Genomic DNA, 23,868 nt, shown 5'->3' on the forward strand with positions numbered 1-23,868 from the left:
AGGAATAGGAACTATTATTGCAAGACCCATGAAGCTCGTCGGGGATCCGGCGGGCTTCTTCTTTGCGCGTTAGGCTATATCGATCGTCATCCTCATCTGCGTAAATTTTTCGACTGTTTCAGGAAGAAATCACATGTAAGCCTTTTCACCTAACAGGTACAGTATAGCTATGGACGCGGATGAAAGGAGTGGCATGGATGAGCGAAACGGACGACGCGCTCGTGCGGATGGAGGGGATCGAGAAGCATTTCGCCGGCGTACATGCGCTGAAGGATTGCCGGTTCGAGCTGCGGGCCGGCGAAGTGCACGGGCTGGTCGGCGAGAACGGCGCCGGGAAATCGACGCTGATGAAGGTGCTGACCGGCGTGTACCGACCGAATGCGGGAATGATCCGGGTCGGCGGGCGCGACGTGCAATTGAGCGATCCCAAGGCGGCGCAAGCGCTTGGCATCGGCATGATTCACCAAGAGCTGAACTTGGCGCCGGACCTGACGGTGGCGCAGAACATCTTCATCGGCCGCGAGCCGCGCCGAGGATTCGGCTGGTTCCTGGACGACAAGACGATGAACGAACGGACGCGGGAGCTGCTGGCCGGCATGAATCTCGACATCGATCCGCGCGCCCCGGTAGCCAGTCTTACCGTCGCCAAGCAGCAGATGGTGGAGATCGTGAAGGCGATCTCGCTCGACTCGAAGGTGCTCATCATGGACGAGCCGACGGCCGCGCTCAGCGATGCGGAGATCGAGGAGCTGTTCGTCGTAATCGAACGTCTGCGCGGTCAAGGCGTCGGCATCGTATACATCTCGCACCGGATGGCGGAGCTGCAGCGGATCTGCGACCGGATCACGGTCATGCGAGACGGTCAATACATGGACACGGTCCGGGTCGGGGAGGTCACGGTCGAACGTATCATCGCGATGATGGTCGGCCGCGAGCTGTATCCATCCGAGAAGACGGAGCATGCCGGCGCGCAAGCCGATATCGTCCTCGAAGTTAAGGGACTGCGGCGCGGCCGCGCGCTGCGGGATATCGATCTGCAGCTGCGCCAAGGCGAAATTCTCGGCATTGCCGGGCTCGTCGGCGCCGGCCGCACGGAGCTTGCGAGGGCGATCTTCGGCGCGGATCCGATCGACGGGGGCGAGCTCTATATTCGCGGACGGCGGGTTGCCATCCGTAGTCCGCACCAAGCGGTTCATCACGGGATCGGCTATCTGTCGGAGGACCGGAAGCAGTACGGATGCCTGCTGGACATGGACGTCAAGACGAACGTGGCGATTGCCTCCATGCCGCGATACGCGCAAGGAGGCTGGATGAAGGACACGGAGATCGAACGCCGGGCGTCCCTCGTTGTCGATCAGCTGCGCGTGAAGACGCCGAGCATCCATCAGCCGATCAAGTATCTCTCGGGCGGCAACCAGCAGAAGGCGATCATCGGCAAGTGGCTGACGCGGGATTGCGATATTCTCATCTTCGACGAGCCGACCCGGGGCATCGATATCGGCGCGAAGAGCGAAATCTACAAGCTGCTCGACCAGCTCGCCGGCGAAGGGAAGTCCATCATCATGATCAGCTCCGAGCTGCCCGAGATCTTGCGGCTCAGCCACAGAATTCTCGTCATGTGCGAGGGACGCATCACGGGCGAGCTGACGAACGACGGCAGCGTTACGCAGGAATCGATCATGCATTACGCGACTCGCCGGATTGGCTAAGATCGAACCATAAAGGAGTGTGTGTTTATGAAAGATACGGCGCTGGTCACGCAGGGCGGCAAGCGCGCGCTGGGCATCCCGCCGGGGCTGCTGCAGCAAGTGCTCGCCTTCGGCAGCTTGATCGTGCTCGTGCTGGTGTTCTCGCTGGCCTCCGGCAACTTCTTTCAATTCTCGAATATCGTCGGGATTCTGCTGTCGACGGCCGTGATCGGCGTCCTGGCGCTCGGGTCGACGTTCGTCATCATTACCGGCGGCATCGACTTATCCGTCGGCACGGTCATGACGCTGAGCGCCGTGATGACGGGCGTCTTCATCACGTTCTGGGGCTTGCCGGTACCTCTCGGGTTACTCGGCGGCATGCTAACCGGGGCATTATGCGGGATGATCTCGGGCGTGGCGATTGCCAAAATGAAAATTCCGCCGTTCATCGCGACGCTGGCGATGATGATGATCGCCAAGGGACTCGCGCTCGTCATCTCGGGGACGAAGCCGATCTATTTCACCGATCACCCGGCATTCGGCGAGATCGCGCTCGGCTCGCTGCTGGACTCGGTCATACCGGGCTTCGCCATCCCGAACGCCGTCCTCGTCTTCTTCGTCGTCGCCATCCTCGGCGCAATCGTGCTCTCGCGTACGATCATCGGCCGGTATAACCTTGCCATCGGCAGCAACGAAGAGGCGACGCGACTATCGGGGGTCAACGTGACGTTCTGGAAAATCGTCATCTATACGATGACCGGCCTCTTCACCGGACTGGCCGGCATTCTGATGGCCTCCCGGCTCAACTCCGCGCAGCCCGCGCTCGGCATGGGCTACGAGCTGGAGGCGATCGCGGCGGTCGTGATCGGCGGAACGTCGCTGAGCGGCGGCAAAGGGACGATCGTCGGCACGGTCATCGGGGCGCTGATCATGAGCGTGCTGACCAACGGCCTGCGCATTTTGTCGGTGCCGCAGGAATGGCAGACGGTCGTCGTCGGCTTCGTCATCGTGCTCGCCGTCTATGCGGACATTTTGCGTCGACGCAAGGCTGTATGAGCGTCGCGATGTTTCGCCCGGAATCTTCAAGAAGTAAGCGTTTCGCCAATTCATTGTGAACATAGGAGAGATGAGGCCATGAAGAACATCCGATTGAGAAAAGCGGCGGTCTCGCTGCTGCTCCTTGCGGCGATGCTGACCGTCAGCGCTTGCAGCGGCAATAACGGGGGCGGCGCGGCCGCAAATGGGGACACGAACACGCCAAGCGAGCCGGCGACCGCGGAAGCGACTGCCGACAAGCTGTATATTCCGGTCATCTCCAAAGGGTTCCAGCATCAATTCTGGCAGGCGGTGAAGATCGGCGCCGAGAAAGCCGCGGCGGAGTTCAAGGTCGAGATCACGTTCGAAGGTCCCGAGACGGAGCAGCAGGTCGACAAGCAGCTGGAGATGCTGCAGGTGGCGCTCGACAAGAAGCCGAGCGCCATCGGCTTCGCGGCGCTCGACAGCCAGGCTTCGATCCCGCTGCTGAAGAAAGCGCAGGACGCCGGGATTCCGATTATCGCTTTCGATTCCGGCGTCGACAGCGACATCCCGGTCAGCACGGCCGCCACGGACAATAAAGCGGCTGCGGCGCTGGCGGCCGACAAGATGGCGGAGCTGATCGGCGGCGAGGGCGAGATCGCGGTCGTCGCCCATGACCAGACGAGCCGCACCGGCGTCGACCGGCGCGACGGCTTCGTGGATCAGATCAAGGCGAAGCATCCGAATATGAAGGTCGTCGACATCCAGTACGGCGGCGATCATCTGAAGGCCACCGACCTTGCGAAGGCGATTATTCAGGCGCATCCGAACGTCAAAGGCATTTTCGGCACGAACGAAGGGGCGGCCATCGGGGTCATCAATGCCATCACCGAGCTGAAGCTGGGAGGCAAGATCACGATCATCGGCTACGACTCGGGCAAAGCGCAGATCGATGCGATCAAGGAAGGGAAGATGGCGGGCGCGATCACGCAGAATCCGATCGGCATCGGCTATGAGACCGTGAAGGCGGCGGTACAAGCGGTAAAGGGCGAAGCGATCGGCAAAACGATCGACACCGGTTTCTACTGGTATGACAAAACGAACATCGACAGCGACGAAATCAAAGCCGTGCTGTACGAATAACCGGACAGGGCTTGCATTCCGAATGCAAGCCTTTTTCCGTTTTTTTTCGCGAGCCAATCGGTTAAGACAGCTTGTTTTCGGGTAAAGTCGATTTGCATTGTGATGCAACCTGATGTACGATTACCTTCTGTATAGAAAAGAAATTCACGTGATTGCGGAGGACGAGCAATGAGCAACCAATCCATCTTAGCACCAGGACAAGAACTAATTACGGATAAAGATTTCGAACTAGCGATCAAACACAAGGTGAACGTTATCGTCACGCAGAACGGCGTGCGCCAGCGTCCGGTTACGAACCTTAGCGCGTACAACACGACGACGGCGACGCTGTCGGACGGGAAGCGATTCCTCAGATCCGCGCACAAATTCAATACGTACAGCGAAGAGAACGCGAAGTAGACCGAAGAAGGAGGAAGCGCTCCTCCATTCTCGGCAGATTCACCCTTAAGAAGCCGCAGCCATGCGGCTTCTTTTGCTTTTACTGGTGGCGATGCCGCCCCGTATCCGAACCTGTCGGTCCATGCCTGCTGCAGCAACAGGCATACTGCGCCGTGCGCGCCAATATTACATAGAAGGAAGCGATGGCCCGAAGGAGGCTGGACGACAAGCGATGAACGCCTATACGCAAGCGACGTTTCAAGCCGTCGTGGACGCGATCTTTCCGATCGGAAGGCATCCGGGACAATATGCAATCGAGGCATTCGTGCGCCAACAGATCGACCGCTCGCAGTTCATTCCGGCCGGTGACGATCCCCCAAGCCCGATCGAGCCGTTATCGTTCTCCACGGCCAAGCTGCTCGATATTGGCGCGTCGGCGTTGATCGAGAGAGGACTGGCGACCCATCCGATCCAACGCGGGCGATACCCTGGCGGCGGCTGGTTCGCGAGCCTGTCGCGAATCGATCGACTGCGCGCCATTACGATATTGAATCAGGTGGCCGTACCGATGGAATCGCTGCCGATCCCCTATCGCGACAATCCCGGCCTGGTCCAAACGATCATGGATTCCCTCCATCAGCTGACCATGTTCGGTTACGACTCGGAGTGGATGGGCTGCGGCACGACGCGGCTGCTGCCGCCGAATGAACAGCGCGTCGAATATGTCCCGCCGTCATGGTGCCAGACCGGCTATCCGGGTCCCGCATTCGGCTACCGCGCGCTTCGCTGCAGTTCTACGGCCGCAGCATGGCCGAGGGGGAACGGTCATGGGTAAACCGGACGTCATCGTGATCGGCAGCGGGGGCGGCGGGGCCGTGATTGCCAAGGAGCTCGGCGAGTTAGGACTGGAGGTGTTGGTTCTGGAGGCGGGCCCTTGGTATGGCAATGCCAAGTGGCCGGAGCCGAACAAGCACGGCGGGGCGGCGAGCAGCGTCAGCCCGCGAGACTTGGATATCGCGTTGTTGCGGGAGCAGTACACGAAGTACGAGGGAGAGATGAACGACCTAATTACCGGGCGGCTGCGATGGGGACCGGCGGACCGGAACCGTCCGCCGTGGTTCCGGAACTTGAAGCAGCGCGGCTTCGTCTGGCAGGCAGCCGGCGTCGGCGGGACGACGCAAGTCTATTTGGCCAACTCGCCGCGCGCCTTCCCGAGCGCCATTAACGGAATCTGGCCCTTCTCGTATGAAGAGCTGATCCCGTATTACGAGAAAGTAGAGGCGACGCTTCCGGTCGCGTTCGCCCCGATTACGGCCAAGGAAGAGCTCTTCATGTATGGCGCCAAGAAAGCCGGCTGGCCGCTGATCCCGACGCTGAACGTGACGACCCCGGGCTATCGTCCTCAGCCTAACGCCATCCTTCCGCCCAACAGCCATCTCATGAATCCGTCTTATTCTCTGGAGCAGCTGTCCCATACGGAAGGCTGCACGCTCGCCGGCCATTGCATCAACGGTTGTCCGCACGGCCCTTCCGTCGATCGGGTTGCGAAGCGCTCTACCAACGTCAGCTACATCCCGCTCGCGCTGCGCACCGGCCGGGTGACGGTGCGACCCAACGTCTTCGTAACCAAAGTGTTGACGGAAAAACGTCCCGCGGGCGAGCTGTATGCAACCGGCGTGCAGGTGCGGGATACGTGGACGGGAGAGACGGAGGAGCTGCGGGCCGCCGTGATCGTCATGGCGGCCGGCGCGATCGAGACACCGCGGTTATGGCTCAATTCGGGGCTCCCTGACAATGGCTGGGTGGGCAAAGGTCTCGTGAACCATTATTTCGATTGGGTGACGGGGCTATTCGACGAGCGCGAATTATGCTCGATTCTCGGGAGCCCGTCCACCGATCCTTTTGTCGGACACACCTCGGGAGCCAGGCTGGATATCCCCGGCTTAGGGTCGATGATCGTGACCGGATTAAGTCCGGGCTTGACGAGCTCGATGAGCTTCGGGCTTAGTCAAGCGGGCTATGCCGACCTGCATCCCTATGCGGCAGCGCTTCCGGCTTACGCCCATGGCTGGATCGTCGGGACGCAATGGCGGGAATGGATGTCCCGCTACCGGCAGACGCTGAGCATCGCGATTTTCACCGAGGAAGAGGTGGACCGGCGCAACGGGGTATCGCTTGATCCGCTGTTGAAGGACGAGAACGGGCAGATTCCGCTCGTACGCTATATGCCCGGACCGATCGCCATTCGCAACCGGGAAGCGTTGGTCCGAATCGCGGTCGATCTGCTGCGCCAGGCCGGAGCGCGCGACATTCACCGAAGCGATTGGCCGGCTTCGCTCATGATTCATATGGAAGGCACGATGAGAATGGGCGAGATCGTCGATGCGAACGGCGAAGCGCTGCAGGTCGGGCGACTGTATATCGCCGATAACAGCGTGCATGTCAACGGGTTGGGCGGCGTCAACCCGACCCTGACGACGCAGGCGCTGGCGACGCGAACCGCGGAGAAGTTGGTGCGCAAATACTTCCATTAAAGGAAATGGTTCTGCATAACGGGAAGAACTGACGGGAACCTTAACCGTAAAACTGGAGATGCAGCGCAATGAACTTGCTTGAATTATTGAAAGATGCGATCCATCCGTTCAGCGACGGCAAGAAGCCGCCCCTGCACGTCGGAGAGGTGATGAACCTCTGGTTCTATCTGTCCGCCACCGAGCAGACGCTGCGCGGGGAACAGGTATCGCTGAATACCGTGCAGGATGCGGAACTGAAAGATAAAATCGAAGACGTCATCCACAACGTCCATCTCCCGATCCGGGAGGAATTGCAGGAATTCCTGAGCAGCGAGGGCGTACCGCTGCCGCAGTCGACGCCGGACAAATCGCTTGGCGATTATCGCGGCATCCCGGAGAACGCCAAACTATCCGACGAGGAAATCGCGAGTCTCCTCAGCTTCAATATCGTCCTGGGCATCAATTACGCGTGCCGAGGCTTGACCGAGGCGGTCCGGCCGGACGTGGCTGCGATGTTCGCCAGATTCCAGATGAAGAAAGCCTCGTTCGCGCTGACGTTCCGACAGTTGATGATCGAGAAAGGATGGCTGCTCGTGCCGCCCGCCTATCATGCGGGCACGGAGCTTCGCCCCTAACTTTAGGCCGCAGCAGAAGTCCGCTTACGGATGCAAATCCGGAGCGGGCTTCTTTTTTTTGCGTGTCTCTCGCTAAACAATTCGAGACGCATGCCGATATAAAGTAGTGATGCTTCGAATTCGTGTCCGGAGCAAAACAACTTAGGAGGACTAATGAGATGAAGAAACGTGGATTACTCAATCGAATTCGAAATATATCGCTCAAAGTCAAGCTGCCTGCGTTAATTAGCGCACTTGTGATCATCGTGCTTGTCGCCACAGCCACGATCACTTATTTCTTTGCGTCTGATCTGCTTATGCGTAAGAGCAAGGACGAGATCGCTGGGGTCGCGGATCGGATGGCGGAAGGGCTGTGGACCGCTATCCAGCTGCAAGAGCAATCGACATATTTGGCGTCCGACCACAATTCCTATCGCAAGCTGCTGGAATTGCGCAATGCCAAAACCATGAGCGATGCCGAGTTTACCTCATCCTCCAATAGCCAGTATGCTGAAGTAAGCGAATCCTTGAAGCGCAGCCTGCAAGGGACGCGCGGCAATGATTCCTTCTCTATCATCGACATCGAGGGAACCGTAATCGCCACGACGGCGTCGCCGTTGTTAGGGCAAAATTTCGCCGAATTCGCCTACTTCAAAGAAGCGATGTCCGGCAAAACGGCCATCTCGGATGCGATCAAGTCCGAGAATAAGGTCCTGATCGTCTTCGCCAATCCGATCAAAGACGCCAACGGCAATGTGCTCGGCGTATTCACGTCGACGGTGAACGGCGATTTCTTCACGGAGAAGTTCAAGGACATCCACATTAACGGCGAAGGCAGAATCGAGATTCTTAGCCGCGACGGCACGTTCCTGTACAATTCCATGAACCCGGAGACGGTCGGCGTCTTTATCGGCGATCAACCGGGGCTCAAAGAGTTCCTCGCCGACCGGGCCGTGGGCGAAATCAAAGTATCGGAAATCGATATTAACGGCGAGTTCTATCATACCAACCGGATACCGAACGCGGATTTCGTCATAACCGTCATTGATTCCTACGCCGATATCAACCGGCCGATCCAGGACATGACCCTCAAAATGCTCATCGTCACCGTCGTGGCCGTACTCGTCGCCGTTGCGTTCGGCATCTTGATGTCACGCTATATCACGTCGCCAATTTTGCGTCTGACCGGGCAATTTAAGCAATTAGCATCCGGCGACCTGACCGTGACGGCGCAGGGCAGCTATGACAGCGAGTTCAAGGATTTGGCGGACAGCTTCAACGCCATGGTGGCGCAGAACAAAGAGCTCATTACGAATATGAATCAATCGATCGCGATTCTGGGCTCCAGCACGAGCGAATTGGAAGAATCCTCGAAGAAAACGGCGCAGTCGGCCAACGAAACGTCCGTGACCTCGATGGAAATCGCGAAGGCGATGGAATCGCAATCGCACGAGACGGAGACGATTGTCGAGAAATTCAACGGCTTCGGGGATAAGTTCGCGACGATGAGCGACAATGTCCAATCCGTCCGCGGCATGGCGGAACAGATCGTGACCGTGTTCCACGATAGCAACAAGGTCGTGGACGATCTGACGGACAACAATGCGAAGAACGAGCAAGAAGTCCAGAAGATTTCCGAAATTACGGCCAAACTTCAAGTCAGCTCGAACAATATCAGCCAGATTACCGGCGCGATCAGCCAGATCGCGGGGCAGACGAATTTGCTAGCCTTGAACGCTTCCATCGAAGCGGCGCGGGCGGGCGAGCATGGCCGGGGATTCGCCGTCGTGGCTTCGGAAATTCGCAAGCTGGCGGAACAAAGCTCGAAGCAATCGAGCCAAATCAACGAAATCATCCAACAGAATCTCGCGTACGTGCAGGAGAACAACCAGAGCGTAATCGAAATTCAGGAGATCGCCGCCAAGCAGGACGCGTATGTCCATCAGACGCGGCTCGCCTTCCAGACGATCTTGGACAAGGTCACGGACATCACGGCCCAGATCAAGGCGATGGCGGACGAGGTGGCCCGCATGGAGCAGGATAAGGAAGAGGTGCTGCATTCCGCACAAAGCCTCTCGGCTTCGGGCGAAGAGGTATCCGCGTCCGTCGAGGAGGTCAGCGCGACGATGATGGAACAATCGGAGACCGTTCAGCAGCTGGCGCTCATGGTGGAGACCATTGACGCCCTCACGAAAGAGCTGGCCGAATCCGCTTCGAAGTTCAAAGTCGAGTAAGGCGCGCAGCACCCGTTGTCGGCGAAAGCGCAGCTCGCAGCCTCTGACTGAGGCATTACGAATAAAAAGAAGTCATGCGAAGAAGGCAGCCCGCGATGGGCTGCCTTTTGAAGTTGGAGTGGCGGTATTAGCGGAACTACCTCAGATCGGCGAGCAATTTTTTGTACTTATTATAATGGCCGCTCACTTTGTCGATCATGAAATGATAGGCGAGCTGATTGCTGGCCAAGTTCGCCATTTCACCGTCGATGTCGACATTGTTGCCATTGTTGTTCATGGCCGTCGTGTGATCCTGCACCGTCTTATACGGAATAACCGACGTACCGGCGCGAAGCGGAAGATGCTGCTCGTGTGTCCGGTTAAGCTGTACGCGCCCGGTCTGGCCGCCCTGGATCAGCTTCGCCAGCTCGTCTTCGAAGACGACCTTCTGCGCCTTGTAATTCGGCGTATCCGCGTTGGCAATGTTCGCCGTAATCGTCTTGTGCTTATGCTCCAGTATACCCAATAACGCTTCGTTTCGTTTGGAACTATTGCTCACAAACATGTACCAGCCACCTCCATACCCCATGCTTACGGGAAGAAGGCGGGCGTGTTTCACTTTTTTTGTCGAACTTGCACGACACGCGAATACGCCTCGCGTCAGAGAATAGGAAACAATAATCACGTATTCTTTTGCAATGTAAATATATTGTTTTGCAATAAATATTGTGATAAATTCAAATCAGAAATCATGAAGCGGGGTGTAACTTTTGAGTCGAGGCTCTATCTTATTTCTTAAAGGCATGGTCATTATGTTCGGCATGGCGGCGCTTGTGGTATGCGTCGTGTTCTTACCCGCGGTGGCCGCTCGAGATGCGGCCGCGCATCCGGACACGGCCTATTTGCAATACCCGTTCTTGGCGGGGTGTTATGCCTTAGCGGTTCCGTTCCTCATCGCGCTGGTTCAAACCTATCAATTGCTAAGCTATGCGGAACGTAAGCGCATGTTCTCGGCCAAAGCGGTCCGTGCGCTGAAAGGCATCCAGTATTCCGCCATGCTGATTTGCGCCGTCATCGCGGCAGCCGTCCTCTCCATCATGCTGTTCATCCGTAACGAGGACATTACCCCGTTCATCACGCTGGGAGTCGTGGGCACGTTTATATCGATCGTGATCGCAACCTTCGCCGCGCTGCTCATTCGCGTCCTGAAGGATATCCTCGCGCTGAAATTCGAGAACGACTTGACCATTTAATGGCCAGCAGCGCCAAAAGCAGCAGCACCCACGCAGGCATGCACGGAAGCCTGAAGGATGCTGCTGCTTTTATTTTCGATCCGCACGATTTACTTTTGGTCCAACACGGTGCCTCCCATGTAGAAACGCCACTGCAGATGATTGCCGAACACATTGTCGATGCGAACCCCGCCGGTTCGCGGCGAGGCAGTATGAATCATTTTGCCGTCCCCCAGATAGATCCCGCAGTGGGATACCGCTTCGACGGATTTCGATACGCCCTCGTACTGAGCCGGATTGCCACCCCGGAACGAGGTGAAGAACAGCAGGTCGCCGCGACGCGCGTTGTTCAAATTGTAGAAGACGCGATTGGAGTAGGCTTGCACGTAACGAGCCTGACTGCGCGAATCGAGTGGTAGATCCATGCCCAGCCCGGATAAGAATGCCCACCGGGTGAAATCCGAGCAGTCGAAGGAGGTGGGGTCGCTCCGGTCCGAGCCGAATTGATAGGGCGTGCCCATGAATTGCGACGCCGTTCGGATGGCGTTCTCGGCCAGACTGCCGTTAATCGGGCTAATCGACGGGTTCGGGAAAACTTGCGTCATGGCGGATTGCGCCATGAACGTGCCTCCGCCGAAAGACGGTTGGCCGATGCCTTGATCGCCCCGCTTCAAATCGACGTCGTCGTTAATGACGTAGGGGTCTGAAATCCTTTCGTCGGTGACGCCTTGCGTGTGAAGCTGATTCCTTAAATTATCCGCATCGCTCCGGCCGCCGCACGCGGACATAACGAAGGTGAACCCGAGAATTATCGCTGCTGTTGCTATCCATCTCATGGTGTAACCGCTCCCTGTACGATTTTTCTACAGTTTGCCTCATTGCGCTGATTTCCATTACGAAGAATGCGGGCCTAGCGCGATGTAAGCCCTTACAAATTTTTATATGATTTTTGTGGAAATTAGTGGGGTAATTTTTCCCGATTAATCTCGTTATAATCTTGTTGCAACTTTGTTAATGAATCCAATCATTTCACAGGAAAGGGGGAGAGGGCAGCATCATTGGCGGAAACTGACCAACCAAATACGAACTATGAACGGAGGAATTGACTTGATGACAACCATGAACGCAACGATGAAGGCTAACTTCAAATTGTGCGGGATCTACCTGCTCGCCGCAGTCCTGATGCTGGGGACGGCCTTGTCCAGCTGGAGTCCGTCCGCATCGGCGGCACCCGCGATTACTACCGATTTCGCGTCGCTTAACGCATCGCAAGTGGTGTTCGAGATGGGCGCGGGCTGGAATTTGGGCAATCAGCTCGAAGCCAGCGTAAACGGCACGCCGAGCGAAACGGCGTGGGGCAATCCCGCCGTCACGCAAGCGCTCATTCAGAAGGTGAAGGCGGCGGGCTTCAAGACGATCCGCATCCCGGTCTCGTACTTGAATCATATCGGCGGCGCGCCCAACTATACGATTAATGCCACATGGCTGAACCGGGTGAAGACCGTCGTCGACTATGCCTACAACGAAGGCCTGTACGTCGTCATGAACATTCATGGAGACGGTTACAATTCCGTAGCCGGCTCTTGGCTGCTCGTGAACGGGAGCGATCAGGCTATGATCAAAGCCAAGTATCAGAAGGTATGGCAGCAGATCGCGACGACGTTCGTCAATTACGACGAGCGCCTCATTTTCGAATCGATGAACGAAGAGTTCGACGGCACGTACGGTACGCCGAACACCGCCTACTATGCCAACTTGAACGCGTACAATCAAATCTTCGTCGATACGGTCAGACAGACCGGCGGGAACAATGCGACCCGGTGGCTGCTCATCCCCGGCTGGAATACGAACATCGATTATACCGTGGGCAACTACGGCTTCGTGCTTCCGACGGATAACTATCGATCCTCTACGATCCCTAGCTCCGAAAAGCGAATCATGATCTCCGTTCATTATTACTCCCCATGGGACTTCGCGGGCGAGGAATCCGGTACGATCACGCAGTGGGGCGCAGGGGCGACCAACCCGGCCAAGAAATCGACTTGGGGACAAGAGGATTACCTCGAGGCCCAGCTGAAGTCCACGTACGATAAATTCGTCACGCAGGGCTATCCGGTCGTGGTCGGCGAGTTCGGTGCCATCGACAAGACGGCGCACGATGCCGCCAACAACGCCTATCGCGCGACGTTCGCCAAGGCGGTCAGCGCCACGGCCCGCAAGTACGGCGCCGTGCCGATCGTCTGGGACAATGGCCATAATGGGCAATACGGCTTCGGCTTGTTCAACCGGTCGACCAACGCCGTAACGCAGCAGGGGATTATTGACGCGATCATGAGCGCCATGAACACGAACAAGCTGAAGAATGCAGCGTCGAGCCTGTACGCGGACGGCATGGGGCGGACGACGAATGGGTCGAACGCGGGGCAATGGGGAGCCAGCTCCGGCAGCAACCAACAATGGGTCATGGAGTTCTACGGCAGCTATTATAAAATAAAAAATACGGCTACCGGCTTGTATCTCGACGGGATGGGCCATACAGCCAGCGGCTCGATCTGCGGCCAGTGGAGCAGCGGCACCAGCGCCAATCAACGATGGGTGCTGGAGGCGTACGGGAGCCATTACCGCATCAAGAACCTGGCTTCCGGTCTCTATCTCGACAGCGGCGGCAGCACCGCGAACGGCGCCGACTTGAAGCAGGCAACCGCGAGCGCGTCGGCCAACCAGCAGTGGCAGCTCGTGAAACCGTAATTTCATCGAAACAAGGTGAACCGACTGCGCATTCAGCGAACGATAAAGAAGGGACGATCCGATTGGATCGTCCCTTTCGCCGTTAATTGGAGGCGAAAAATTGCTTGATCCGCGGGTCTCTTAGCCATAGGCCGCCCCATACGAATAAGGACAGATACACCGAGAACAACGTATGGGAGAACAACGGATTGTCCAGCCGGACATGCGTGGCGATAACGCCGCCATAATAGCCCGTGAGCAGGATCGCGCCGAGTATAGCCGTGCGGGGGATGGCGTAGAGCAGCGTCGCGACGAGCCCCAGTAAGGCTATGATCAGAAGATGATGCTCCTCGAATCCGAGACTGACCGTGCTCTCGACTACCGACTCCGGTTTGAATAACTTGCCGAGACCGTCTAACAACATGAACGCGATTACCAGTCCGCTTAGCACGTACGATGTCCATTGCCGGCCTTTCGATATCTTATTATGCGCCATTATGATCGAACCTCCATCCAGGTATGTGTGATGGATACATCGTAGCATGGCGAGGGCGGGGCGGTTTCTTCTCGATTGCGGCATTGCCGCAGCCTCGAGTCCTATGGCGGCATGGCGGCGCATACGACTAAGACGTTGCTATGATGCCATCGATCCGCTTCTGAACCTCTGCGTACACATCCGCCGGCAGCTTGCCTTTGGCGGCGAATCTAAGGTTATCCGCCAGATGCGCCGGATTGATCGTGCCGACGATCGTCGTGTCCATGTGCGGATTCGCCAGCGTGCAGCGCAGCATAAAGCCGGTTCTCGTCTCGCCCTCGTCCAGCAGCTCGTCGAGGTTGGCGCGCTCCCAGATGGCCCAGCGGTCGGCCGCTCCCCGGCCATGTCCAGGCTCGCCCTGCCCGACGCCGCCGCGAATGATGACGCCGGCTCCGCGTTCGCTGGCCTTGGCGATCCAGGGTTCATGCTCCCGTTCGAGCGCGGAGTAGGGGATCTGGAACGTATCGAATGCCTCCCAATCGATAAATCCGGACAAGTTCGGCTGGTAGGAGGAAATGCCGATCCATCGCGCCTTGCCCGAATCTTGAATCTCCTTCAGCGCGTCGATCAATCCGCCTTCCTCGGCCTGACGGACGGTCGGACCGTGAAGCTGCAGCAGATCGACGTAGTCGGTATTCATCCGGCGCAGGCTCGTCTCGATATTGTGCAGCACATTGTCGCGGGTCCACACATGCGGCGTCTCGTCGTGGTCGCCATGGTCGACCAGCGTGCATCCGCATTTGGTCGCCAGAATAAATTCGTGCCGCCGATGGCTGATATGCTTCCCGATCAGCTCTTCGCTTCTTCCGTAGTCATAGGAGGTGTCGATGAAATTAATGCCGGCGTCGAGCACCGTGTTCAAGATGCGCGCCGAATCCTCATCCGGCACCGGCCGGCCGTTCCATACGCGCGGTCCGCGGATTTCCATCGCGCCGTAGCCGAGCTGCGACACGCGAAGACCGGTTCTGCCCAGCGTTCTTTGTTCCATCTTTGCATGCTCCTCTCACATTTTGGAAGCGGTAACGATTCTCGGGAATATCATAGTGCATGTTCGGATTTCGAGCAACGCTTTTCTGCGCTCCGGCCGGGCGGGACATCGACAGGGAGAGATATAGGCTTTCGGGAATGTTTACATTCCGTTTCGATTTTGTTTATACTTAACTCCCGAATCGTTTAGCATCATCCTCTATTCTATTTATAGAGCCCATACCTGGAGGAGAATAATAGCGATGCGAAAATGGCTGTTCGTATGCTTAGGTTGTCTGCTCATCCTTCAAGGCTGCGCGGATGCGGGAACGAATGTTGGACACGAAACGGAGGGGACGAATATGAACCGGTTACTTCTTCAAGCTGTGGACCGTCGTGATGCGGATGCCGTCGCGAAGCTGGTGCAAGAAGGCGCTGACGTGAATGCGCAGGACGCCAAGGGTAGGACGCCCGCGATGATCGCGACCTACAACAACGACCCGGCAACGGTACAAGCGCTCATTGACGCCGGCGCGGACGTCAACATCCAGGATGAGATTCGCAACACGCCATTCTTATATGCCGGCGCGGAAGGATATCTCGAGATTGTGAAGCTTACCATTCAAGCAGGCGCGGATCCGGCTATTACGAATCGATTCGGCGGAACCGCGTTAATCCCGGCTTCCGAACACGGCTATACGGACGTGGTGCAAGAATTGCTGGCGAACACGAACGTCGATGTCAATCATATAAATAACCTCGGATGGACGGCATTAATGGAAGCGATTATTCTGAACGACGGAGGTCCGAAGCAGCAGCAGACGGTCAAGCTGCTCCTCGATCATGGAGCAGACGCGAATATTCCGGACCATGACGGCGTGACGCCCTTACAGCATGCGAGGGATAAAGGGTATACGGAAATCGAACGCCTCTTGCTTGAAGCAGGGGCGAAATAGGCTCGTCGGTTAGACATCTTCATGGCGTTGCAGGCTCTTTGGCTTGCGACGCTATTCGCGTTATCGTGCGAATACGAGGCGTTATACGTAGGCGATGTTTCAATGGGGCATAGTAGCAAAGTTAACATGGATCGCGACTGGACTAACGGCTGAGCGGAGTTCGAAAATGAAGTTGACACGACGCAGAGCGGCATCTTATGATCTTATCGTCACCAAAAGGTGTCCAATTGGATAATCCAACCTACATATCCGAATGGAGGTATGATATGAACGAAACAAATCAGGAATATATCGTTATTTCGGGCGCGAGAGAGAACAATCTCAAGAATGTCTCCCTGCGGATTCCGAAGCGGAAAATCACGATTTTCACCGGCGTCTCCGGCTCCGGCAAGTCCTCGATCGTCTTCGATACGATCGCCGCGGAATCCACGCGGCTGCTCAACGAGAATTTCAGCATGTTCGTACGCACGTTCCTGCCGCGCGTCCCGCAGCCGGACACGGACGCGATCGAGAATCTGAGCATGGCCGTGATCGTCGACCAGAAGCGGCTCGGCGGCGGCTCGCATTCCACCATGGGCACGATTACCGATATTGCGCCGATTCTCCGCTTGCTCTACTCCCGGGTGGGACAGCCCCATGTCGGCGGCGTGAACATGTTCTCGTTCAACGATCCGCAAGGCATGTGTCCCGAGTGCAACGGGCTCGGCCGGAAGCTGGGCGTCGACATGAGCAAGGCCGTGGACATGTCCAAGTCGCTCAACGAAGGGGCGATCATGCTGCCGGACTATTCGGTCGGCGGCTGGGAGTTCAACATGGTCGTGCAGTCGGGCGAATACGACCTCGACAAGAAGCTGAGCGATTATTCGGAAGAGGAACTGGACAAGCTGCTGTACGGCAAGGCCAGGAAAGTGCAAATGGATTTCGCCGGGAAAGCGATGAATATTACGGTAGAAGGCGCGATCGAGAAATTCACCAACAAATACATCAAGCAGGATGTCAAAACAAAGTCCGAACGGACCCAAAAGACGGTCGCGCCTTATATAACGGAAGGCCCGTGCTCCACCTGCCGCGGCGCGAGACTCAGTCAGGCGACGCTTGGCTGCAGGATCAACGGACGCAACATCGCGGAGCTCTCCTCGATGGAGGTCGGCGAGCTCATTCGCGTCGTTCGCGAGATCGACGACCCCGTCGCCGCGCCGATCGTGAAGTCGCTGACGGAGCGGCTGCAGCATCTGGTGGATATCGGCCTCGATTATTTGACGCTCGACCGCGAGACGGACACATTGTCCGGCGGCGAATCGCAGCGCGTCAAAATGGTGAAGCATCTGAGCGGCAGCCTGGTGGACGTTACGTACATATTCGATGAACCCAGCGTCGGCTTGCACCCCCGCGACGTCCACCGGTTGAACGACTTGCTGCAGAAGCTGCGCGACAAAGGCAATACCGTCATCGTCGTCGAGCACGATCCGGACGTCATCAAAGTGGCGGACCATATCGTCGACGTCGGACCTCACGCGGGCAGCCGCGGCGGAACCATCGTCTATGAAGGAAGCTACCAGGGACTGTTGGAGTCGGACACGTTGACCGGCACCCATATGAAACGCCCGCTTCGGCTGAAGGGCGATTGCCGCAAGCCTTCTGGCAAGCTCCCCATCCAAGAGGCGAAGCTGCATAATCTGCGGAACGTGAGCGTCGATATTCCGACAGGCGTGCTGACCGTCGTGACAGGCGTCGCCGGCTCGGGGAAGAGCACGCTGATTAATGAGGTATTCCTCAGCAGGCATCCGGATGCGATCGTCATCGACCAATCGGCGGTTGGCGTATCCACGCGCTCGAATCCCGCGACCTATACGGGCATTATGGACGACGTGCGCAAGGCGTTCGCGTCCGCGAACAAGGTGAATCAAGGCTTGTTCAGCTTCAACTCCAAAGGCGCCTGCGAGAACTGCCAAGGACTTGGCGTCGTCTACACGGACCTGGCTTTCCTGGACAGCGTGAAGCTGCCGTGCGAAGTATGCGGAGGCCGTCGCTTCAAGGAAGAAGTGCTTGCCTATAAGCTGAACGGCAAGTCGATCGCCGATGTGCTGGAGATGACCGTGGAGCAGGCGCTGGAATTCTTCGAGCTGAAAGAGGTCGTGCGCAAGCTGCAGGCGATGAGCGACGTCGGTTTGAACTATGTCACGCTCGGCCAGCCGCTCAGCACGCTGTCCGGCGGCGAATGCCAGCGGATCAAGCTGGCGAGCGAGCTGCACAAGAAGGGCAGCATCTACGTGATGGACGAGCCGACGACGGGACTGCACATGTCCGATATCGGTCACCTGCTGGAGATTATGAACCGCCTCGTCGATGCCGGCAATACGGTCATTGTCATCGAGCACAACCTGGAGGTCATCAGTCAGGCGGATTGGATCATCGACATGGGACCGGACGGAGGCAGCAAGGGCGGCCAGGTCGTGTTCGAGGGCTTGCCATCGCAGATCATTCAGGCAGAGCAGTCGATCACGGGCAAGTACTTGACGTAATTAGAGATCGGACGGGCTGCCGGCCGAACCGGCGGCCTCCGCGTGGTGGAGGAGGAATGACCATGGATGCCTTCGCGGAATTTATCGCGAAAATCGATCACCCGCTTCATCGGGCGCGCACGGAAGAAGTGTTGAGTTGGGTGAATCGACAATTTCCGAAGTTGGAGACGAAAGTCGCATGGAATCAGCCGATGTTCACCGATCATGACACGTATATCATCGGCTTTAGCGTTGCCAAGCCGCATATGGCCGTCGCGCCGGAGCGGGCCGGCATTCAGCGGTTCTCGGCGGATATCGTTCAGGCGGGCTATAAACATACGAATGAATTGGTGCGAATCCCGTGGGGGATTCCGGTCGACTTCGATTTGCTGGAGAGAATGATCGCGTTCAATATCGAAGACAAGGCAGACTGTTCGACGTTCTGGCGGAAGTAACGCCGGATATCGAGTCGGAAGCATATACCTAAACAGACGAATCCGCTCGCGAGAGCGGATTTTTTGACTTTGCGAGCAGGCCGAACGCTTCCAATTTGTGCTACTATAGAGATGCTACAAGTTGTATAGTAGCCTTCCTTTGTCGTCCGAGATCAGCTTTTGAGGCGCCATATCGAGCTTGATCACATGCGTTCAGCGTAGGACGGCAACTATTCCATTTGAAGCGGGGATGCCAGTGGAGAACAGGTACGAATCATTGGAAGCTATTCTTGCCAAGATGCGGGTCGCAATAGAAGAGGCGGTGGATCGAAATCCTGATTATTACGCGAAGTATCCGATGTATCTGATAACGGAAGCAGAGGAGCGGGACATCCTTCGCGTGATCGATGAATGGCGTCTTCCGGAGGAATACATATCCTTCTTGAAGCATTATGTTCCCGTATCGGTTGCCTGGAGCAACGACCAATATATGAATCTCTATATTTATGGAGCCAAGGATCTGCTGCCAGGCCAATCCGGTTACAACTATAATCACGTGGCGGACGAAGCCATCGCGGATTGGCCGATCGATTATCTAGTCATTGCTTCGGACGAAGGCGATCCGTATTGCATCGATCTTTCTAGAGGAGATACCGTCATCTTTACGGCAAGGCATGGAGCAGGCGCATGGAATTTTTCGGTTGCCTACGATAATCTTAAGGAGTTTCTTCGAAGCGTCTTACTTCCGAGCAGCAACGAGGAGAGCAATGAAGACGACGAGGTCGAACCCTATGACTATTACAAGTTGATCTTAACCGGTCCAGGCGCCAATAAAGTAAAAACATTGGCGTACATCAAAAAAAGGTTCTCTTGCGATTTTGCGCAAGCCAAAGCTTATCTAGAGCAACTGCCGCTCCCAGTTTATAAGGGCATTGAAGAGGGCGTAGTCAAAGTAGAGGATCAACTGCTGCTCATCGGCGCGGATTATGAGAAGCACAAAATAACTTGGGAAGAATTCATTGTTAGTCCATAAATGGAGTGGACATAATAGTTGGGGTTAACGACTGCCAATAACAGGGCGTGTCAGATCATCTCATTCAAGAACGGAGGCATAACGTACATGGCGGACAAAAAGCTCTACTATGCATTCGAGGATCCATCCGGCAACGCGATCGAATTTCGGGCCACCAGTTTGCAGCAGGCGATGGTGATGAAGAAGAAGAAAGCGGAGAAGCTGGGCATCGACAAGGATGCTTTCGCGCTTACGAGCATACACCCCAAAAAAGACCAGCGCGCATAAGCGAATCTCATCTCGATCGACTTGAAAATCCGCGAAGCATGCGGATTTTTTTCATGTTCAATGCTCAAAGAGCCGCCCTGGAATCAAATTTACGATGGCGGAATGGACGAAAGGTGCAAGTTCGCGACGAACCCTGTATAGTAATCAAGCAACATCCCTGCAAGAAGCAGCAGACAACGAGAGAGAAACAAGGAGATTTGGATGATGGAGAACAAAAAGTGGTGGAAAGAAACGGTCGTGTACCAAATTTACCCTCGCAGCTTCCAAGACAGCAACGGCGACGGGATCGGCGATCTGACCGGCATATTGAACCGGCTCGATTATTTGGAGAAGCTCGGCATCGGCGCGATCTGGCTCTCCCCGGTCTCCAAGTCCCCGCAGGATGACAACGGCTACGATATCTCGGATTATCAGGATATCGACCCGATGTTCGGTTCGCTGGACGATATGGACGCGCTGATTCGGGAAGCGGCCAAGCGCAATATTAAAATCATTATGGACCTGGTCCTGAATCATACCTCGGACGAGCACCCCTGGTTCATCGAGGCGAAGCAGGGAAAGGACAACCCTTACTACGACTATTATGTATGGCGCGACGGCGTTCCGGGCACGCCACCGAACGAATTAGGCAGCATCTTCGGTGGATCGGCTTGGGCGTATGTGCCGGAGCTTGGCCAATATTACTTGCATCTGTTCTCCGTGAAGCAGCCGGATCTCAACTGGGCGAATCCGAAGGTCCGGGAAGAAATCTATCGGATGATCAATTGGTGGATCGACCGCGGCGTCGGCGGCTTCCGGTTGGATGTCATCGATCTGATCGCCAAAGAGCCGGACCGGCTCATTACCGGGAACGGACCGAAGCTGCATGACTATATTCAAGAGCTCAGCCGGCGCACCTTTCAACGGGCGGATCTGCTCACGGTCGGCGAGACATGGGGCGCCACGCCGGAGATCGCCAAGCTGTTCAGCAACCCGGACGGCTCCGAATTCTCGATGGTGTTTCAGTTCGAGCATATCGGACTGGACGAGCAGCCGGGCAAGAGCAAGTGGGATTTGGCGCCGCTGGACTTCATGAAGCTGAAGGCGGTGCTGTCCAAATGGCAGACGGAGCTGAAGGGCGAGGCGTGGAACAGCCTGTTCTGGAACAATCACGATCTGCCGCGGATCGTCTCCCGGTGGGGCAATGACGGCGAGTACCGGGTAGAGTCGGCCAAGATGCTGGCGACTTTGCTGCATGGCATGCAGGGCACGCCGTATATCTATCAAGGCGAAGAGCTCGGGATGACCAACGTGCAATATCCGATCGAAGATTACCGGGATATTGAACTGCTCAATCTGCATAAGGAGCGGACGGACCAAGGCCATCTGCACGAAGACATCATGGCCTCGATCTATGCCAAAGGCCGCGATAACGCGCGCACGCCGATGCAATGGGACGCGACTCCGGAGGCGGGCTTCACGACGGGCACGCCGTGGATTCGCGTGAATCCGAATTACGTCGGCATTAACGCGGAATCGGAGCTTCAAGACGCGAACTCGATTTTCTATCATTACCAGAAGCTGATCCGGCTTCGCAAAGAGCACGAGGTCATCGTCTATGGCGATTACGAGCTGCTCTTCCCGGAGGACCGGAATCTCTTCGCGTATACGCGCTCGCTGGAAGGCGAGACGATTATCGTCCTGTGCAATTTCTACGGCGAGCAGGTGCCATTCACGCTCCCGGAATCGCTGTCCGGGGAGAAGGAGCTGTTGATCGCCAATTATGACGACGAGCTGCCGCCGCTTGCGCTTCGTCCTTACGAAGCCAGAATGTACCGGTTGAACCGCGCAAAATAAACGTCGTTGCTCCAGAAGCGTGCAGAGGTGTCCCTTCAGTCGTCCAAGATGACGAGGGGCGCCTTTTTCCTATCCCCGTGAAAGCGAAGATTCCAATGATCTTCTCCTTTTCTAATGAAAATCCCCAGTTCTTGCATTCCATGCGGCAGCCGATCATTTTACAATATAGGGAGAGCGCAGCTGTCGATACTTCGTCTAGGGGGTTAACGCGTGTCTACAGAGTCCATTGAAATCTTGATCGTGGATGACGAGCCGAAGCAGCGCCGCGGACTGGCCGCCATGGTCAGATCGCTGCGTCCGGAATATCGGGTCCATGAAGCGAAGAATGGCAAGGAAGCACTGGAGCTTGCCCACCGCAAGCCGCTCGATATTGTCTTTACGGATATCCAAATGCCGCTCGTGAACGGAATCGAATTCGTGGAGCATCTTCATCAAGACGGCACCAAATTGCCGAAAGTCGTTTTTGTAAGCGTATACCATGAGTTTGGCTATGCCCGGCAAGCCATGCGGCTTGGGGCGAAAGACTACCTGGTCAAGCCGGTCAGTCCTGCTCATCTCGAGCCGGTGCTTGCGCAGCTGGAGCATCAAATCCGGCAAGAAATGATCGAACAGACGACGGCGGACAGCCTGTCCCGGCAGCTCGCGCAATCGAAGACGGTCTATATCGAGCAGTTGCTGTACCGATGGATGACCGAGGAACTGCCGCCGGCGGAACTTCGGGAGGCGCAGGCGGCGTTCAAGGCGGCGGGACCTGGGACGGTCATGCTGTTGGAGACGGGCGCTTCGATGGCTTCGACCGCCGACCAAGAATGGAGACAGATGCTGAAGCGGGCTATCTCGCAGACATTGGGAGGACTAGCCGATCTCATCGTCCTTTCGCCGGAACATGAGAAAGACCGCATGTTCGTGATCGCCGAATGGAAGTACGTCGATGCGGAGGGAGAAGGGCTGGAGAAGCTGCGCGCCGCGCTCGCCCAGCTCGGTCAGCTGTATAACCGCGCAATCGGTGCGGGCGTGGCGCGTTCAAGCACTTGCTTGGGCGCGGACATACGCGATTGCTGGGAGCAGGCGCAGCAAGCGGCGCTCTACCTGTTCTATTATCCGGAGGGCACATGGTTGACGGCTGAGGCGCTTGCATCCCAGCTATCGAAGGCGGACCCTGCGGCGGCCGCAGCCAAAGATTCGCAATCCCTCGAGGAAGCGGTTACTAGCGGAAACATCGAGCTGGCGACGTTAACGTTAACGGCCATGGTGGAGCAGCTGGCTGCCGGCTATCCGCCTCCTTTTCGGTTCAAATGTGCGCTGATCCAAATGCTGCTCACCTGTCTGAAGCGCGCGGAGCTGGTGATGGAGGATGCGGATTACGGGCGGTTGGCGGCTCGGATCGACCAGGAGATTGTAGCCGTCAAGTCGTTTCGCGATGCGAAGGCAGCCGCGGCCCGTCTGCTGTCGGATATGATCCGCCAGATGAAGAAGGATAAGGGCGCACGGAGCGAATGGATCATGCAGAAGTGCAGGGAGTACATGGAAGCGCATCTGCACGAGGACATCGGTCTTGATGCGATGGCGCAGCGGTTCTATTACAACGCTTCGTATTTCAGCATTCTGTTCAAAAATCATTTCGGCGTGTCCTTCACCGACTTCCTGGTCAAGACGCGCATGCAGCGCGCGCGAAGCTTGCTGCTGCAGTCCGATCAGAAGATCGCCGACATTGCGAAGGCAGTCGGCTATAAAGATATCAAGTATTTCAACAAAGTATTCAAGAAAACGTTCCTGCACTCGCCGGACGAATTCCGCCGGACGTTCACGTCATAA

At 56.7% G+C, this 23,868-nt stretch carries 21 protein-coding genes; 17 read left to right on the forward strand and 4 right to left on the reverse strand.

Annotated features, from left to right (window positions below):
• The first annotated feature begins 197 nt into the window (after nt 1-197).
• From ACFSKT_RS02395 to ACFSKT_RS02430, 8 genes are all read left to right on the forward strand, one after another.
• The gene (locus ACFSKT_RS02395) at nt 198-1,709 is read left to right on the forward strand and encodes a sugar ABC transporter ATP-binding protein (protein WP_377720205.1); all 1,512 of its coding nucleotides are present in this window, start codon (nt 198-200) and stop codon (nt 1,707-1,709) included.
• 27 nt (nt 1,710-1,736) lie between these two features.
• On the forward strand, nt 1,737-2,744 hold the full coding sequence (locus tag ACFSKT_RS02400) for an ABC transporter permease (protein ID WP_377720206.1): 1,008 nt from the start codon (nt 1,737-1,739) through the stop codon (nt 2,742-2,744).
• Between the two features lie 78 nt (nt 2,745-2,822).
• Nucleotides 2,823-3,848: an ABC transporter substrate-binding protein gene (locus ACFSKT_RS02405; RefSeq protein WP_377720207.1), complete on the forward strand. Its 1,026-nt coding sequence runs from the start codon at nt 2,823-2,825 to the stop codon at nt 3,846-3,848.
• Nucleotides 3,849-4,016: 168 nt separating this feature from the next.
• The gene (locus ACFSKT_RS02410; RefSeq protein ID WP_377720208.1) at nt 4,017-4,247 is read left to right on the forward strand and encodes a hypothetical protein; all 231 of its coding nucleotides are present in this window, start codon (nt 4,017-4,019) and stop codon (nt 4,245-4,247) included.
• A 211-nt stretch (nt 4,248-4,458) separates the two neighbouring features.
• A complete protein-coding gene (locus ACFSKT_RS02415; RefSeq protein ID WP_377720209.1) occupies nt 4,459-5,061 on the forward strand; it encodes a hypothetical protein in 603 nt (200 codons plus the stop codon).
• Complete coding sequence (locus tag ACFSKT_RS02420) at nt 5,054-6,760, forward strand: GMC family oxidoreductase N-terminal domain-containing protein (RefSeq protein ID WP_377720210.1); 1,707 nt, start codon at nt 5,054-5,056, stop codon at nt 6,758-6,760. The genes ACFSKT_RS02415 and ACFSKT_RS02420 overlap by 8 nt, the downstream gene beginning before the upstream one ends.
• A 68-nt stretch (nt 6,761-6,828) precedes the next feature.
• Nucleotides 6,829-7,374 (forward strand): DUF3231 family protein, encoded by a 546-nt coding sequence (locus ACFSKT_RS02425; protein ID WP_377720211.1) that lies wholly within the window; start codon nt 6,829-6,831, stop codon nt 7,372-7,374.
• A 158-nt stretch (nt 7,375-7,532) separates the two neighbouring features.
• Entirely contained in the window at nt 7,533-9,587 is a 2,055-nt protein-coding gene (locus ACFSKT_RS02430) for a methyl-accepting chemotaxis protein (RefSeq protein WP_377720212.1), read from the forward strand.
• A 136-nt stretch (nt 9,588-9,723) separates the two neighbouring features.
• On the opposite strand, the gene flgB is transcribed toward ACFSKT_RS02430, so the two are convergent.
• Nucleotides 9,724-10,131 (reverse strand): flagellar basal body rod protein FlgB, encoded by a 408-nt coding sequence (flgB, locus tag ACFSKT_RS02435; RefSeq protein ID WP_377720213.1) that lies wholly within the window; start codon nt 10,129-10,131, stop codon nt 9,724-9,726.
• Between the two features lie 205 nt (nt 10,132-10,336).
• On the opposite strand from flgB, the gene ACFSKT_RS02440 reads away from it, so the two are divergent.
• On the forward strand, nt 10,337-10,819 hold the full coding sequence (locus ACFSKT_RS02440) for a DUF2975 domain-containing protein (protein ID WP_377720214.1): 483 nt from the start codon (nt 10,337-10,339) through the stop codon (nt 10,817-10,819).
• An 89-nt stretch (nt 10,820-10,908) separates the two neighbouring features.
• On the opposite strand, the gene ACFSKT_RS02445 is transcribed toward ACFSKT_RS02440, so the two are convergent.
• Nucleotides 10,909-11,634: a C40 family peptidase gene (locus ACFSKT_RS02445; protein ID WP_377720215.1), complete on the reverse strand. Its 726-nt coding sequence runs from the start codon at nt 11,632-11,634 to the stop codon at nt 10,909-10,911.
• 274 nt (nt 11,635-11,908) lie between these two features.
• Here ACFSKT_RS02445 and ACFSKT_RS02450 point away from each other — a divergent pair, with 274 nt between their 5' ends.
• Nucleotides 11,909-13,546 carry a cellulase family glycosylhydrolase gene (locus tag ACFSKT_RS02450; protein WP_377720216.1) on the forward strand — a complete coding sequence of 546 codons (1,638 nt, stop codon included), beginning with the start codon at nt 11,909-11,911 and terminating at the stop codon, nt 13,544-13,546.
• Between the two features lie 82 nt (nt 13,547-13,628).
• Here the strand turns inward: ACFSKT_RS02450 and ACFSKT_RS02455 are convergent, their stop codons facing one another.
• Both ACFSKT_RS02455 and ACFSKT_RS02460 read right to left on the reverse strand, forming a co-directional pair.
• On the reverse strand, nt 13,629-14,021 hold the full coding sequence (locus ACFSKT_RS02455; RefSeq protein ID WP_377720217.1) for a DoxX family protein: 393 nt from the start codon (nt 14,019-14,021) through the stop codon (nt 13,629-13,631).
• Between the two features lie 127 nt (nt 14,022-14,148).
• The gene (locus ACFSKT_RS02460) at nt 14,149-15,048 is read right to left on the reverse strand and encodes an aldo/keto reductase (protein WP_377720218.1); all 900 of its coding nucleotides are present in this window, start codon (nt 15,046-15,048) and stop codon (nt 14,149-14,151) included.
• 241 nt (nt 15,049-15,289) lie between these two features.
• Here ACFSKT_RS02460 and ACFSKT_RS02465 point away from each other — a divergent pair, with 241 nt between their 5' ends.
• The 7 genes from ACFSKT_RS02465 to ACFSKT_RS02495 all read left to right on the forward strand — a co-directional run bounded on the left by ACFSKT_RS02465 (nt 15,290) and on the right by ACFSKT_RS02495 (nt 23,868).
• The gene (locus ACFSKT_RS02465) at nt 15,290-15,982 is read left to right on the forward strand and encodes an ankyrin repeat domain-containing protein (protein WP_377720219.1); all 693 of its coding nucleotides are present in this window, start codon (nt 15,290-15,292) and stop codon (nt 15,980-15,982) included.
• Nucleotides 15,983-16,248: 266 nt separating this feature from the next.
• Nucleotides 16,249-18,504, forward strand: coding sequence for an ATP-binding cassette domain-containing protein (locus tag ACFSKT_RS02470; RefSeq protein ID WP_377720220.1), 2,256 nt, complete (start codon nt 16,249-16,251; stop codon nt 18,502-18,504).
• Nucleotides 18,505-18,566: 62 nt separating this feature from the next.
• Nucleotides 18,567-18,938, forward strand: a complete 372-nt coding sequence (locus ACFSKT_RS02475; protein WP_377720221.1) for an iron chaperone — start codon at nt 18,567-18,569, stop codon at nt 18,936-18,938.
• 235 nt (nt 18,939-19,173) lie between these two features.
• Nucleotides 19,174-19,950 carry an SMI1/KNR4 family protein gene (locus ACFSKT_RS02480; protein WP_377720222.1) on the forward strand — a complete coding sequence of 259 codons (777 nt, stop codon included), beginning with the start codon at nt 19,174-19,176 and terminating at the stop codon, nt 19,948-19,950.
• An 87-nt stretch (nt 19,951-20,037) separates the two neighbouring features.
• Complete coding sequence (locus tag ACFSKT_RS02485) at nt 20,038-20,217, forward strand: hypothetical protein (protein ID WP_377720223.1); 180 nt, start codon at nt 20,038-20,040, stop codon at nt 20,215-20,217.
• Between the two features lie 204 nt (nt 20,218-20,421).
• Nucleotides 20,422-22,053: a glycoside hydrolase family 13 protein gene (locus tag ACFSKT_RS02490; RefSeq protein WP_377720631.1), complete on the forward strand. Its 1,632-nt coding sequence runs from the start codon at nt 20,422-20,424 to the stop codon at nt 22,051-22,053.
• Between the two features lie 210 nt (nt 22,054-22,263).
• On the forward strand, nt 22,264-23,868 hold the full coding sequence (locus tag ACFSKT_RS02495; RefSeq protein WP_377720224.1) for a response regulator transcription factor: 1,605 nt from the start codon (nt 22,264-22,266) through the stop codon (nt 23,866-23,868).

The sequence above is a fragment of the Paenibacillus xanthanilyticus genome, from assembly GCF_042682185.1.
In the GTDB taxonomy this organism is placed as follows: Bacteria; Bacillota; Bacilli; order Paenibacillales; family Paenibacillaceae; genus Paenibacillus_Z; species Paenibacillus_Z xanthanilyticus.

Bases quoted from the DNA above. Each gene is read 5' to 3' on its own strand.
- ACFSKT_RS02405 (WP_377720207.1), top strand. From the start codon at position 2,823: ATGAAGAACATCCGATTGAGAAAAGCGGCGGTCTCGCTGCTGCTCCTT.
- ACFSKT_RS02395 (WP_377720205.1), top strand. From the start codon at position 198: ATGAGCGAAACGGACGACGCGCTCGTGCGGATGGAGGGGATCGAGAAG.
- flgB (WP_377720213.1), bottom strand. From the start codon at position 10,131: ATGTTTGTGAGCAATAGTTCCAAACGAAACGAAGCGTTATTGGGTATA.
- ACFSKT_RS02485 (WP_377720223.1), top strand. From the start codon at position 20,038: ATGGCGGACAAAAAGCTCTACTATGCATTCGAGGATCCATCCGGCAAC.
- ACFSKT_RS02465 (WP_377720219.1), top strand. From the start codon at position 15,290: ATGCGAAAATGGCTGTTCGTATGCTTAGGTTGTCTGCTCATCCTTCAA.
- ACFSKT_RS02450 (WP_377720216.1), top strand. From the start codon at position 11,909: ATGACAACCATGAACGCAACGATGAAGGCTAACTTCAAATTGTGCGGG.
- ACFSKT_RS02410 (WP_377720208.1), top strand. From the start codon at position 4,017: ATGAGCAACCAATCCATCTTAGCACCAGGACAAGAACTAATTACGGAT.
- ACFSKT_RS02445 (WP_377720215.1), bottom strand. From the start codon at position 11,634: ATGAGATGGATAGCAACAGCAGCGATAATTCTCGGGTTCACCTTCGTT.
- ACFSKT_RS02400 (WP_377720206.1), top strand. From the start codon at position 1,737: ATGAAAGATACGGCGCTGGTCACGCAGGGCGGCAAGCGCGCGCTGGGC.
- ACFSKT_RS02415 (WP_377720209.1), top strand. From the start codon at position 4,459: ATGAACGCCTATACGCAAGCGACGTTTCAAGCCGTCGTGGACGCGATC.
- ACFSKT_RS02475 (WP_377720221.1), top strand. From the start codon at position 18,567: ATGGATGCCTTCGCGGAATTTATCGCGAAAATCGATCACCCGCTTCAT.
- ACFSKT_RS02470 (WP_377720220.1), top strand. From the start codon at position 16,249: ATGAACGAAACAAATCAGGAATATATCGTTATTTCGGGCGCGAGAGAG.
- ACFSKT_RS02425 (WP_377720211.1), top strand. From the start codon at position 6,829: ATGAACTTGCTTGAATTATTGAAAGATGCGATCCATCCGTTCAGCGAC.
- ACFSKT_RS02420 (WP_377720210.1), top strand. From the start codon at position 5,054: ATGGGTAAACCGGACGTCATCGTGATCGGCAGCGGGGGCGGCGGGGCC.
- ACFSKT_RS02460 (WP_377720218.1), bottom strand. From the start codon at position 15,048: ATGGAACAAAGAACGCTGGGCAGAACCGGTCTTCGCGTGTCGCAGCTC.
- ACFSKT_RS02430 (WP_377720212.1), top strand. From the start codon at position 7,533: ATGAAGAAACGTGGATTACTCAATCGAATTCGAAATATATCGCTCAAA.
- ACFSKT_RS02455 (WP_377720217.1), bottom strand. From the start codon at position 14,021: ATGGCGCATAATAAGATATCGAAAGGCCGGCAATGGACATCGTACGTG.
- ACFSKT_RS02490 (WP_377720631.1), top strand. From the start codon at position 20,422: ATGGAGAACAAAAAGTGGTGGAAAGAAACGGTCGTGTACCAAATTTAC.